Source organism: Burkholderia sp. Ap-955, assembly GCF_011753045.1.
Classification (GTDB): Bacteria; Pseudomonadota; Gammaproteobacteria; order Burkholderiales; family Burkholderiaceae; genus Burkholderia; species Burkholderia lata_D.
On sequence record NZ_VWWH01000088.1, the window covers coordinates 18,061 to 30,581 of the forward strand.

Sequence of the window (12,521 nt, forward strand, 5' to 3'; positions counted from 1 at the left end):
GGATCCAGCATGAAGCGACTCATCGTGATCGGCGCCCGCGCCACCGGCAGCAGCCTCGCGCTCGTGCGTGGCGCGCTTGCGCGGCAAGCGGCCGTGACCGTGATCACCGCCCCCGGGCACCGTCTCGACGGCGTCTTTCCGGCGGGGGTCGAGACGATCAACCTCGAACCCGATGCCAGCCAGCTCGTCGGCTGGCTGCGCACGCGCTATCCGGACGAGATCGACACGCTGCGCGTGACGACCGCGCACGACACCTATGCGCGCACCGCCGCGTGGGTCGCCGACGCGCTCGGCCTGCCCGGCCCCGATGCGCACCGCGTCACGCACGCGGTGTCGAAGTCGAACCAGAAGGCGCTACTCGCCGCGCACGGCATCCCGGCCGCGCAATTCGTCACGGGCACGCTGGCCGCGCCGGCGGCGCTCGCGGCCGCGGCCGACCCGCTGCGTTTCCCGGTGGTCGTCAAGCCGTCGGAAGGCTCGGCGAGCGACGGCGTGCGGCGCTGCGAGGACATCGCCGAGGTCCGTGCGCAACTCGACGCCCTCGCCGCCGGACACGCCGACGCGCAAGCGCTCGCGACCGAGCGCGTCGTGATCGAGGAATTCCTGAGCGGCAGCGAATACTGCGTCGAGTATTTCGACGGCCGGTACGTCGGCGCGCTGCGCAAGCTGAAACGGCATGGGGCAGGCTTTCTCGAGCGCGGCTATACGTCGGAACTCGACCTCGATGCGGGCACGCTGCGCGCACTGATCGACGTCGGGTCGCGCGCCACGGCGGCCGCCGGGCTGACCTGGGGGCCCGTGCACCTGGACTGCATCGTGCACGACGGCGTGCCGCACATGATCGAACTGAATCCGCGCATCGCGGGCAGCTTCATCTGCGACATCGTGCGCGACGGCTATGGCTTCAACGTGGTCGAAGCGTTGCTCGACAAGCTCGACGGACGCCCGGTGGACATTCCCGAGCGGTTCGAACCGCATGCGTATGCGCGCGCCGAATTCCTGCTCGACAGCGATCCCCGCGCGTGGCGTTTCGCGCAGGCGGGTGAGATTCATGACGGCACGGTCACGATCAGTTACGGACCGCAGGTGCTGCCCGATCGCGAGCGGCGTGCGTTTCTTTATGTGCGGGTTGCGCTGCCGGTCGCGCACGGTGTGGAAGGCGCGCCCGCGCAACCCGGTTCGTCGGCCCACGGGAATCCCGTCGGGCAGCCCGCCGTTTCCGGCTCGCCGTGAATCGATCGACTGAACGCCTTCCCGGGCTCGATCGAAAGCCGTCGTGCCGCGCGGCTTCGGTCAGGCACGGTCACAAACGACGCCCCAACAACTGCCCCGGCCACCCGTCCACGTCGAAGGGTGAAATTCGCTCATAGCCGCACGACTCGTAGAAACGCACCAGTGCGCCGGTCCCGCCGCCATAGCAGTCCACCCTCAGGCGCTCCATCCCGGCCGCCCGGGCGCGCTCGTCCGCGAAGGCCATCAGGCGCCGGCCGACACCCCGCGCCCGCGCATCGCGCGACGCAACCAGCACACGCACATAGATTTCCGGCTCGGTCGCCGGCGGCACGTAGGGCATGGAATCGCCGAGGATCAATGCGCCCAGGACGCGGCCGTCCTGATCCTCTGCCACCCACGCGTCGGGCAGCGCGCAGGCTTCGGTCACGAGCGCAATTCGCCTGGGTTGCGTCGACCAGGGCTCGCGGCCCCATTGCCCGTCGTTGCCGATGGCGACGAACCACGCAATCACGTCGTCGAAGATCCCCAGCACGGCCGGGGCATCGAGTGCGCTGGCACGACGGATCCTCACCTTGTCCACGCCTGTCGACGTCACGTTCAACACTCCTTCGCCTGCGTCATCGACCGGCGCGCAATGGGATGTCAAGCCGGGCTGCCCAAGGACACGCGATGGAAGCCCGGCGATCAAGCCTGCTACGGTACTGAAATTCCACCCGATTGATCAAGGTGTGACGGCCCGCGATTCGACTTGACGGGTCGTCTTCGTGAAAAACCCGGGAGATCAGCGCAAGGAGCGGTGTCAATCGACCTTCGCATGCATGGGCATGGCCGACCCAGGCCAACGAGCCGACACGTTGCCGGCGGATCGGCACGGCAAACGTGGTTCGAGGCGTAGCAAGGGGGCCGAAAGATCAGGCTGCAGCGCATTGCCCACGGCGCTCCCCCGATCCGGCACGCCGACGCGCCGCCGGCTCCGCCCCGGATCGCAGCGCATCGATTCCCGCGCGAATGCGCTCCTTCACGACAAAAAAATCTACAATCGACGCGATGCATCGCAGGCATGAAGCGCCAGCCGCCCACTCTCGCTCGCCACCATGAACGCACCCGCTGATTCCTCCCCCTCCGCCCCGTCGGTACTCGGCGTCTATCGCCAACTGGCGGACCCGTCCGCCGGGCAATGGATCGTCAGCCGGCCCGAACGCGCGCACATGTACCGCATCCAGCATCACCGGCCTGACGGCAGCACCTCGGTCGATACGGTCGTCGATGCGGACAACCTCGGTGCGAAACTGCACAAGTGGATCCAGGAAGGTTTCGTCCGGCGTGAAGCCGGCGATCGCGCGGCGCCCGCTCATCGCGGCGCATTCATGCAGGCGCTACGAAGCGCGCACGCGTCGCGACCGGCGCCAGCCGGCGACGCGGCGCACGTCGCGCAGGTGGGCGGCGTGCCGATGCCGCGCGGCCCGGGCGGGCCGCTCGTGCCGCCATTGAACCCGGCCTACCTGTTCACCGCGCGCGTGACGAACGTGCTGGAAGACATCGTCGAGAACCGGCGCATCCTGCTGATCGGCCATACCGGCACGGGCAAGACAAGCCTCATCGAGCAGGCCGCCGCGCTGGCCGGCCATGGCGTGCTGCGCTCGAACATGAACGGGCAGACGACGGTCGGCGACTTCGTCGGGTTCTGGACCGTCAAGGGCGGCGAGACGATCTGGGTCGACGGCGTGCTGCCGACCGCGATGCGTGAAGGGCTGTGGCTCATCGTCGACGAGATCGACTTCGCGGAACCGGCGATCCTCGCGGTGCTGACCGCCGTGCTCGAACCGGCCGGCCGCTTGTTGCTGAAGGAGAAAGGCAACGAGATCGTCGTCCCGCATCCGTCGTTCCGGCTGTTCGCGACGGCCAATGCGGTGGGTGCGATGGGGCAGTTCCGCCATCTGTACCAGGGCGCCAACGTGATGAACGAGGCGTTTCTCGACCGCTGGCGCGTCTACCGCCTCGACTACCTGCCGCCACCCGACGAGGCGCGCGTGCTGCAGCGCACGTTCGGCGCGGCCATGACCGCGGCGATGGCCGACACGCTCGCGGCGATCGCGGCCGACTGCCGCGCCGCGTTCGTCCGCGAGGATCTGGCCAGCGCGTTCTCGACGCGGCGCCTGATCGACTGGGCCGAGCTGATGCTGCGCACCGGCGATCCCGAATCGGCCGCCGGCCCGACGATCTATGCGAAGGTCGGCGCGGAAGACGCCGACCTGATCCGCAGCATCATTCGCCACTACATCGACGTCGAGGCCTGACGCGATGGACCGGAACGACGACGCGCGGTCGCTCCACCTGACCCGGCTGGCCCGCACGCTCGCGCAACGACACGGCATCGAGGTACGGTTTGCACGCCAAGCGCCGGTCGCGCGGCGCGACCTGCTGGTGCTGCCCGACACGCTGCTTGCCGGCGACGTCGACGACGATGCGATCACCGGCCTCGTCGACCTCTACGCGGCGCGCGCCCGCTTCGGTGCGATCGATGACATTGCCGCACTGGCGTCGCCCGCGGTGCGGGCCATTGCGCAGGCGATCGACGACCGGCGCACGGCCGGCCGCCTCGCCGCGATCTATCCCGGCGCGATGACGTTCCTGCGGCGGATGCGCGCGGCGACGGCCGCCGACACGCTCCGCCGGTGGCCGCGAATGGCATGGCACGACAGGCTGGTGTGGCGCATCGAACGTGCGCTGTGGGACGAACCGCCGCCTTCCATCGAGCGCGTGCCGTCGCTCGACGCGACGATGACCGCATCGGGCGATCTCGTCGACGCAGCGCGTGCAGCCACATCGACCGCCGACAGCATCCGCGCCGCGCACCGGATCGTCGAACGCGTGCGCGCGCTGGCGTCGGCCGGTGCGAACAACATGATGTTCACGGCCGATCCGGGCAGCACGATCGACAGCGACCGTATCGCCGCCGAATTCGAGTCGGACGGACAGGGCGCGCCGGACAACGCGCGTGCGCCCGTTTCCGCCGAATCGGGCGCCGGGTCGATCGCCGACACGGAATCGTCCGCCGACGCGCCGACGCCGGGCGATGCGGCGCCCGGCACGATCCGCCTGTCCGCGGACAACCGGCCGCTGCTGTCGGTCCCGCTGACCACCGCGTTCGACACGGTGACGGACTTCACCGGCAAGGGCGAACCGGCGCGCTGGCACCGCCTGCGAAGCGCGGCCCGCGCGCAGACCGAGCCGCTCAAGCTACGACTCGAACGTGCATTGAAAGTGGACGAGCAGACGCGCTGGAAACGCGAACAGGAACGCGGCGAGCTCGACCGGATGTCGCTCGCCCGCCTCGTCACGTCGCCCGGCTATCGCACGCCGTTCCGCGTCCGGCGCGCCGCACCCGGGCGCGACGCGGCCGTCGCCCTGCTGATCGATTGCAGCGGGTCGATGGCCGGCAGGAAGATCGAACTCGCGAGGCTGTGCGCGGCAGCGCTGTGCGATGCGCTGACGCAGCTCGGCTTCGCGTGCGAAGTGCTCGGCTACAGCTCCGTCGAGGATGCCGCGATGCGCGCGCACTACCAGCGCTGGATCGACGCCGGCCGCGACACGTTCGGCTATAACCGGTTCGTCGAACGGCTCGACCTGCGCGTCTACAAGCGGTTCGATTCCGACAATCCGAGCGGCCTCGCGTGCATCGAATGCGGCCACGAGAATCCCGACGGCGAGGCGTTGAGCTGGGCCGCCGAGCGGCTGCTGGCGCAGCGGGCGCGGCGACGAATCCTGATGGTGCTGTCGGACGGCTATCCGGCCACCGGCGACGGCAACCCGGCGATCCTGCGCACCGACCTGCGTGCACGCGTCGATGCACTGCGCGAGCGGCGCGTCGAACTCATCGGTGTCGGGATACTCGACGATGCGGTCGAAACCTTCTATCCGGTCAGCAGCGTGGTCGAGCATCTGCACGAGTTGCCGGGCGCGGCGTTCAGCGTATTGAGCGATACACTGCTGGATCGGCGCTAGCCTTGCGCGCGACAGGGTCGAAGCACACTTCGATTCGCCGACGCGTCACATCAGTCGGTTAGCATCGCCGATGGCCGACTCGAATCGCCACGGTGACGCAGCATCCCGCGTTCCGTTGCATTCGACCGGTCGACCGGTTTCGATGTGCACGCGGCCGGCAGCACGATCCTTGCTCCGCGCCCCCTTTCGATTGTCAACGCAACGGCGGAGTCGGCCGTGTCTTCCTGCCACGGTCGGCCGCCGGCACGAAACTGCACATGCCCAGGAAAAAAACCAGCCTCTGGTTGCGGCACCTCGAACTGCTCTCCGTCGCCGCCGGCACGCGCCCGACGAAGCGCACGAGCAAGCCGCGACCGGCCGCCAAGCGGGCGGTCAAGCCGGTCGCCCGGCCGACCGTCACCGTGCGTACCGCCCGACGCACGACGGGCACCGCGCATCCCGCCCGCGCACCGGCGGACAAGGCGCCCGGCACGTGGCTCCGCTCGTTTCATTCCGCCGGCCCGAGCGCCGGCCGCTACGTGAACCACCTTGCCTACGCGCTGTATCTCCCCGCCGCGCCGGCGACGACGGCCGGCATGCCGGCCGTCGTCATGCTGCACGGCTGCAAGCAGGGCGCCGAGTCGTTTGCCGCGGGCACGCGCATGTGCCGTCTCGCCGAGCGGTCGGGGTTCGCCGTGCTGTTTCCTGAACAGGCCAAGACCGCGCATGCGCACCGCTGCTGGCACTGGCACGGCGACGCGACGGAGTCGGAAGCCGCGGCCGTCACGTCGCTGGTCGACGCAATCGTGCGACAGCACGGCTTCGACCGCGACCGGATCTACCTGGCCGGCATGTCCGCCGGAGCAGGGCTCGCCGCGGCACTGGCCATCCGGTATCCCGACCGCTTCGCGGCAGTCGGCCTGCACTCCGGCCCGGCCATCGCCCCGCCGTCGTCGACGTTGGCGGCGATGAACCTGATGCGTCGAGGCCTGCGCGACGACCCGATACGCGCGGTCGATGCGTGCGCCGACGTCGCGTCCTATCCCGGCATGCCGGCCCTCGTCATGCACGGCGCACTCGATACGGTCGTGACCGACCGGAACGCGACGCAGCTCGGCATCGCGTTCGCGCGGCTCAACCGGCTCGTCGACGAACACGGCGCGATGCGGGTTGGCGAGCAACGCACCTATGCGCGCGACGATGCCGACTACGTCGATTATCTCAAGGGCGGGCGTCTCGTCGTCCGGGTCTGCATCGTCCGCCGGCTGCCGCATGCATGGAGCGGCGGCGACCCGCGCGAGCCGTTTCATTCCGCCACGGGGCCGGACGCCACCGCGATGCTCTGGCATTTCTTTCGTCGCCAACGCCGCAAGCGGCTGCGATGACGCGCGACGCCGTCATGCGATCACGCCCGTTGCTCCAGCTCCGCCGTGTTCGCGCGATCGCCCGCCCGCCTGATCGGGATCCGGACGCAGAACGTCGTGCCCCGCCCGGGCTCGCTCGTCACGTCGATGGTGCCGCGATGGCGCTTGACGATACCGTGCGATACCGACAAGCCCAGCCCGGTGCCCTGCCCGACCGGCTTCGTCGTGAAGAATGGATCGAAGATCCGCCGGACGACGTCGGGCGTCATGCCCGTCCCCGTGTCGCTGATCGCGATCGACACCTGCTCGCCATCGCTCGACGTGCGGATCGTGATCACGCCGCGCTCGGGAATCGCGTGCGCCGCGTTCACCAGCAGGTTCATGAAGACCTGGTTCAACTGCGACGGCAGGCATTCGACCTGCGGCACGTCACCGTAATCGCGCACGATGTCGGCCTTGTACTTGAGTTCGTTGTGGACGACGTTGAGCGTGCTTTCCAGGCCCGCGCGGAGATCGACCACGCTCCACTCGTCGCTGGCCGGACGCGAGAAATCGCGCAGGTCCTGCACGATGCGCCGCACGCGCAGCGCGCCGTCGATCGATTCGTCGATCAGCGTCTCGATCTCGCCGCGCACGTAGTCCAGGTCCACCGCGCGGCCCTTCGCCGTCAGCGCGTCGCGCGCGGCCGGGTCGAGCTGCGGCAGCGCGGCTTCGTGCGCCGCGATCACGTCGAGCAGGCTGTGCACCCATGTCTTCAGCGTGTTGAGGTTCGCGCTGACGAAGCCGATCGGATTGTTGATCTCGTGCGCGACACCGGCCGCGAGCTGACCGATCGACGCGAGCTTTTCCGACTGCAGCAGCTGCACGTGGGTTTCCTCGAGCACATGCAGCAGGCGCCGCTGCTCCTCCTTCTCCTGTTCGAGCCGCGCCTGCGCGGCCTTGCGTTCGTCGATCTCGGTCGCCATGTTCTCGCGCGTACGCTGCAGCATCGCCGTCGTCTGCTCGTAGCGGTGCAGCGCGCGTTCCAGTTCGACGGTGCGCATCCGCACGCGCCGCTCGAGCGTATCGGTCATCCCGCGCAGGAAGGTTGTGCGCGCATCGAAGCGGCTCAGCAACAGCGTGACGACCAGGGTCCCCGTCGTAAACAGCGCGACGGTCGTCGCGAGCCACGGCGTGTCGACGCCGTTCGCGGCCCCGCATCGCGCGTCCGGCGCGAAATGCGCGGCCGCCATCGCCGTGTAGTGCATGCCGGTGATGGCGATGCCCATCACGAAGGCCGCACCGACCCGCTGGGCGGTCGCATGGCGCGCCTGCTGCACGCGCAACGCCTGCGCGATCCAGAGCGCGGCAGTCGACGCGATCACCGCGATGCCGATCGACGCGGCGAACAGCGTGGCATCGTAGCGGATGCCGGGTTCCATGCGCATCGCGGCCATCCCCGCGTAATGCATGCCGGCGATCCCGGCGCCCATCAGTGCGCCGCCCACGAGCAGCCGCCGCCAGCCCAGCCGTGCGCGCGTGACGACAGTCAGCGCGAAGTACGACACGAGCACGGCAATCGCCAGCGACGCGCCCGTATCCGGCCATGCGTAGCCGAGCGGAATCGGCAGCGAAAACGCGAGCATGCCGACGAAATGCATCGACCAGATGCCGGTACCCATCGCCGCCGCGCCGCCGCCCAGCCACGCACGCTTGAGCTTCGGGTTGTCGAGCAGCGAAATGAAGGCGGCCAGGTCGAGTGTCGTATAGGCGGCCAGCGTCGCGATCGCGAGCGACAGCAGGACGAGCGGGAGATTGTAGGTGCCGTACATGATCGAGCGCCCGGATCGAGGTGAGTGCGTTGCCGCGGTGCGCAGTCGTGCACCGCGGCCATCAGGCCGCGCGACCGGGTTCAGGCCGGCGCCGCGCCCGCATTCGGCCCGCTCTGCGCCGGCTTCGCCGCGGCCTGGCCGGCCAGCACGAGGATGTCGAACGACGTCCCCTCCCGCGTCTCGAAGCGGCGCACGAGCTCGATCTGGTGCGCCGACATCACGCTGCCCTTGGTCATCAGCAGCACGCCGCGATGCGTGCGCAGATCGTCGGCGAGCTGCATCCCTTCGCGCAGCTGCGTGGACTTGATCTCCGCAACGGATGCCGCGATGCCGAGGCTCGCCGGGTCCCGCATCAGTTCGGTCAGGCCGTCGACGATCCGCGGGTCGTAACGCACGCCGGCCTGCGAGCGCAACGCGTCGAGCGCCTGCTCGACCGAATGCGGCGCACCGATGTCGCCCTGGCGCAGCCCTTCGAAATCGCGCGCGATCGCCAGGATTCGCGAGCCGAGCGGGATCGCGTCGCCCGCCAGGCTGTCCGGCGTGCCGCGTCCGTTGAAGCGCTCGTACTGGTGCAGCACGATCGACGCGACCTTGTGCAGTTGCGCGACCGGTGTCAGCACCATCTGCGCGCGCAGCGGATGCTGCAGGAACAGGCCGTGCTCTTCCGTCGTCATCTTCGCGAGCGGCTTGCGCAGCAATTCGTCCGGCAGCGACAACTTGCCGATGCCGTGCAGCAGCCCCGCGAAATAGACGTCCTGCGCATGCAGCTCGCTCATCCCGGAGGCCAGCGCCAGCCGCCGCGCAATCTCGCCGACCCGCATCGCGTGACCGCTGGCCGACCCGCAACGCATCTCGATCATGCTCGCGCAGACCTGGACCATCGCGGTGAAGCTGCTTTTCAGGTCGCGTTGCGCGGCTTCGAGGAACATCACGGTCTGGCCGAGTTCCTCCGTGCGTGCGCGAACCTGCGTTTCGAGTTCCGTGTTGAAACGGCGCAGCGCTTCGTTCTGCGCTTCCGTCAGCGCGGCGAGCCGGGCCGCTTCACGCCGCAGGCGCCGTTGCTCCAGCGCCTGTTCGAGGGTCAGCAGCAGGTCGTGATCGTCCCACGGCTTGTTCAGGTAGCGATACACGCCGCCGTCGTTGACGGCCTGCACGATCGACGCGATTTCCGCGTAGCCCGTCAGCAGGATGCGCATCGTGTCCGGGTAGAGCGCGCGCGCACGGGCCAGGAACTCCGCGCCGCTCATGCCCGGCATCCGCATGTCGGACACGATCAGATCGACTTCGGTCGACGCCAGTATCTCGAGGGCCGCCTCGCCGCTTTCCGCGGTCAGGATCTCGTAGCCGGCGGGCCGGAACACGCGCCTGAGCGCCGACAGCACGCTCGGCTCGTCGTCGACCAGCAGGATCGACGGCACGCCACCCGCATCGGCGGATGTCGCTGCCGCCCCGGTCGTTTCAGGTGATACCGCATTCGGTCCGTTTGTTGCAGATGTCGTCATGATTGGCCTCGGATCATGTATTTGTATTCTCTCTGCATCATCGGCATGCGCCGCGCGTTCCGTATCCGTGAAAACGCTGACGCGCTCGCCCCGCCCCCACCGCGAATACGATCTACACCGTCGCCGAACCCGGTGCGCGCACGTAGTAGATGTCCCACTCCGCTTCGTCGGCCTGCACGAAGCCGTGCCGGGCATAGAAGCGGTTCGAATCGCTGCCGCGCAGCGCGCCGACGCGAACGGGCACGCGCCGCGAATCGGCGTCGGCAAAGATCCTGCGCAGCACCGCCGCGCCGATCCCCTTTCCCTGATGCTCGGGCACGATGTACAGATGGTCAAGCAACCAGTGATCTTCCTGCGGCCGGACCACGAAAAAGCCCGCGTTCACGCCATCGACTTCGATCAAGCGGCATAGCGCCGGGTCGAACGACGCGAGAAACCGGTCGCGCGCACGCTGGGGATCGAAGCGGCCGATGCGCTCGAGGCTGTCGCGCATCGCGGCGATGCGGATGGCGCCCAGCCTCTCGGCGTCGGATCGGGTGGCGAGGGGAAAGGTCAGGTTCATTGGCTGGTTGCGCTCATGCGGAGAAACGCCCGGCGTCCCGGCACAGGCGTCGGTCGATACTCACTCGCGACGCCGACCGGCCGGCGGCACGAACCACGCGCGTCAGGGCGTCTCGATGCCTTCCGCCCGCGTCGCCAGGAATCGCAGGTACTTGCCGTCCTCGTCCTCGAACAGCTCCGGCCCGCCTCCCATGTACGCGCGCATCAGCTCGTCGGCCGCGCGGTCGAGATCGCCCAGTTCGAACTGGCACTGACCGAGCCTCAGGTGCAGGAAAGGGTTGCCGATCGCGTTGGGGAAATGCATCGACTGGGCGAGATTGTCGCGTCCGGCCGCGTAGTCCTCTTTCAGGAAATTCGCGTCGCCGATGGCGGCCATCAACCAGGTGCCGGCTTCCCAATTGGTCTTGGGTTCGGGAAGCAGGTCGAATCCCGCCCAGAATTTCTCGAGCGCGCCTTCGTAGTCGCCGTCTTCCATCAATGCATCGCCCGCGTCGCTCAGCGCGCCGATCCGTTCGTACAGCGTGTGGTCCAGTTCTGCCATGTCGAGTCCCTGTTCCGGCGTTGAAATCGGCCCGGTGCGGCCGGTGGTTGCGATACGATCGCGGTGATTGTTTGCAGTTTTGCCGTGCTGGTCGGTCGTCAGGACGGCGTTCATCCAGCATACCCGAGCCGTATGACGCGTGCGTCTCGACTTTCGGCGCACCGTCGTCTGCCCGGGCGCATCGCTTGTCGCATTACACTATCTGCCGCAACGCTACGCGTCCCGACCATCCGTGTTGCCGGGCCTGCCGCTGACCATGATGTGGGTCGCGCTCACCTGGCGAATTTTCGTTCGATTACCGATCCATGCTCCGCTTCGACAATCTCGGCAAGCGCTACGACCAGCGCGTCATCTTCAAGGGACTCAACTACGCATCCGGCGCCGGATGCATAGCACTGTGCGACGAAACCGGCAGCGGCAAATCGACGTTGCTCGCCATTCTCGCCGGCACCCTCGACGCGGACGAAGGCGAGGTGTGGATCGGCGGCCATTCGCTGCGCACCGCGCCGCACGATGCGAAATCCGCGCTGGCGTACGTGCCCGACGATTGCCTGGCGTATCCGCTTCAGACCGGCCGCGAGTTTCTCGATCTCGTGGCGGCCGGCAGGAAGACCGTCGTCGACGCCCGCACGCTCGAGCTGGCCGATCGATTCGGGCTCGGCCCGCATCTGGAGAAGCGCTTCGAGCAGATGTCGTTCGGCACCCGCAAGAAACTGTTCCTGACGGCGACGACGCTCGGTGCGCCCGCCGTCGTGATCGCCGACGATCCGGACAGCGGGCTCGATGCCGCGTCGCGTGCGGTGCTGATCGATCTGTTCAAGACGTTGGCTGCGGACCGTGCCGTCTTTTTTTCGACTTACGATCCGGCGCTGGCGCGTGCCTGCGACGCAAGGGTCATCACTTTTGCGGAGCTTGGATTCGCTGGATAGGCGGCATCGTCGCCGACGCGGTCGCGGGGAAGGATCGGGTGTGGCTGTTGATTGGAGGGAGAACTATGCATCGACGCTCGATCGCCGTCTTTTGCCGCAAGGAAATGCGAAACAGCCCCACCCGCCTCGCACTTCCGTGACCACACGATACGCATGTCCGGCGCGCCGGGCCACGATAACCGACTGTCCAACACCCCAGCCGGCTACCGTTCGCCCCGCGCACACGCCCGGCCATGCGCCCCGTCAGGCCTTCAACGCCCCGAACACCTCATCCAGCATCTTCTTCGCGTCGCCGAACAGCATCCGGTTGTTGTCCTTGTAGAACAGCGGGTTGTCGACACCCGCATAGCCGGACGCCATGCTGCGCTTCATCACGATCGAGGTCTTCGCCTTCCACACCTCGAGCACCGGCATGCCGGCGATGGGGCTGCCCGGATCTTCCTGCGCCGCCGGGTTCACGATGTCGTTCGCGCCGATCACCATCGACACGTCGGCTTCGGGGAAGTCGGCGTTGATCTCGTCCATCTCCATCACGATGTCGTAAGGCACCTTCGCCTCGGCGAGCAGCACGTTCATGTGCCCCGGCATGCGGCCGG

Annotated in this window: 11 protein-coding genes; 5 read left to right on the forward strand and 6 right to left on the reverse strand. The window is 68.3% G+C overall.

Annotated elements, in window-relative coordinates; translation table 11 throughout:
- Window positions 1–9: 9 nt before the first annotated feature.
- On the forward strand, window positions 10–1,233 hold the full coding sequence (locus F3J15_RS30550) for an ATP-grasp domain-containing protein (RefSeq protein ID WP_166895912.1): 1,224 nt from the start codon (window positions 10–12) through the stop codon (window positions 1,231–1,233).
- Window positions 1,234–1,303: 70 nt separating this feature from the next.
- On the opposite strand, the gene F3J15_RS30555 is transcribed toward F3J15_RS30550, so the two are convergent.
- A complete protein-coding gene (locus F3J15_RS30555; protein ID WP_166895914.1) occupies window positions 1,304–1,828 on the reverse strand; it encodes a GNAT family N-acetyltransferase in 525 nt (174 codons plus the stop codon).
- A gap of 499 nt (window positions 1,829–2,327) precedes the next feature.
- On the opposite strand from F3J15_RS30555, the gene F3J15_RS30560 reads away from it, so the two are divergent.
- From F3J15_RS30560 to F3J15_RS30570, 3 genes are all read left to right on the forward strand, one after another.
- Entirely contained in the window at window positions 2,328–3,530 is a 1,203-nt protein-coding gene (locus tag F3J15_RS30560; RefSeq protein ID WP_166895916.1) for an AAA family ATPase, read from the forward strand.
- A gap of 4 nt (window positions 3,531–3,534) precedes the next feature.
- Entirely contained in the window at window positions 3,535–5,238 is a 1,704-nt protein-coding gene (locus tag F3J15_RS30565) for a cobalamin biosynthesis protein CobT (RefSeq protein WP_166895918.1), read from the forward strand.
- A gap of 257 nt (window positions 5,239–5,495) precedes the next feature.
- Complete coding sequence (locus F3J15_RS30570) at window positions 5,496–6,602, forward strand: alpha/beta fold hydrolase (RefSeq protein WP_166895920.1); 1,107 nt, start codon at window positions 5,496–5,498, stop codon at window positions 6,600–6,602.
- Window positions 6,603–6,622: 20 nt separating this feature from the next.
- Here the strand turns inward: F3J15_RS30570 and F3J15_RS30575 are convergent, their stop codons facing one another.
- The 4 genes from F3J15_RS30575 to F3J15_RS30590 all read right to left on the reverse strand — a co-directional run bounded on the left by F3J15_RS30575 (window position 6,623) and on the right by F3J15_RS30590 (window position 11,110).
- Window positions 6,623–8,392, reverse strand: a complete 1,770-nt coding sequence (locus F3J15_RS30575; RefSeq protein ID WP_166895922.1) for a histidine kinase — start codon at window positions 8,390–8,392, stop codon at window positions 6,623–6,625.
- Window positions 8,393–8,472: 80 nt separating this feature from the next.
- Entirely contained in the window at window positions 8,473–9,894 is a 1,422-nt protein-coding gene (locus F3J15_RS30580; protein WP_166895924.1) for an HD domain-containing phosphohydrolase, read from the reverse strand.
- A 112-nt stretch (window positions 9,895–10,006) separates the two neighbouring features.
- Window positions 10,007–10,456 (reverse strand): GNAT family N-acetyltransferase, encoded by a 450-nt coding sequence (locus tag F3J15_RS30585; RefSeq protein WP_166895926.1) that lies wholly within the window; start codon window positions 10,454–10,456, stop codon window positions 10,007–10,009.
- A 102-nt stretch (window positions 10,457–10,558) separates the two neighbouring features.
- Window positions 10,559–11,110: a hypothetical protein gene (locus F3J15_RS30590; RefSeq protein ID WP_240159291.1), complete on the reverse strand. Its 552-nt coding sequence runs from the start codon at window positions 11,108–11,110 to the stop codon at window positions 10,559–10,561.
- 191 nt (window positions 11,111–11,301) lie between these two features.
- Here F3J15_RS30590 and F3J15_RS30595 point away from each other — a divergent pair, with 191 nt between their 5' ends.
- A complete protein-coding gene (locus F3J15_RS30595) occupies window positions 11,302–11,925 on the forward strand; it encodes an ABC transporter ATP-binding protein (protein ID WP_166895928.1) in 624 nt (207 codons plus the stop codon).
- A 243-nt stretch (window positions 11,926–12,168) separates the two neighbouring features.
- Here the strand turns inward: F3J15_RS30595 and F3J15_RS30600 are convergent.
- On the reverse strand, window positions 12,169–12,521 hold a 353-nt coding region (locus F3J15_RS30600), incomplete at its 5' end, for an NAD(P)(+) transhydrogenase (Re/Si-specific) subunit beta (protein ID WP_166895930.1).

Coding starts and splice junctions, on each gene's coding strand:
- F3J15_RS30570 (WP_166895920.1), top strand. CDS start 5,496: ATGCCCAGGAAAAAAACCAGCCTCTGGTTGCGGCACCTCGAACTGCTC.
- F3J15_RS30580 (WP_166895924.1), bottom strand. CDS start 9,894: ATGACGACATCTGCAACAAACGGACCGAATGCGGTATCACCTGAAACG.
- F3J15_RS30565 (WP_166895918.1), top strand. CDS start 3,535: ATGGACCGGAACGACGACGCGCGGTCGCTCCACCTGACCCGGCTGGCC.
- F3J15_RS30575 (WP_166895922.1), bottom strand. CDS start 8,392: ATGTACGGCACCTACAATCTCCCGCTCGTCCTGCTGTCGCTCGCGATC.
- F3J15_RS30560 (WP_166895916.1), top strand. CDS start 2,328: ATGAACGCACCCGCTGATTCCTCCCCCTCCGCCCCGTCGGTACTCGGC.
- F3J15_RS30585 (WP_166895926.1), bottom strand. CDS start 10,456: ATGAACCTGACCTTTCCCCTCGCCACCCGATCCGACGCCGAGAGGCTG.
- F3J15_RS30550 (WP_166895912.1), top strand. CDS start 10: ATGAAGCGACTCATCGTGATCGGCGCCCGCGCCACCGGCAGCAGCCTC.
- F3J15_RS30595 (WP_166895928.1), top strand. CDS start 11,302: ATGCTCCGCTTCGACAATCTCGGCAAGCGCTACGACCAGCGCGTCATC.
- F3J15_RS30590 (WP_240159291.1), bottom strand. CDS start 11,110: ATGAACGCCGTCCTGACGACCGACCAGCACGGCAAAACTGCAAACAAT.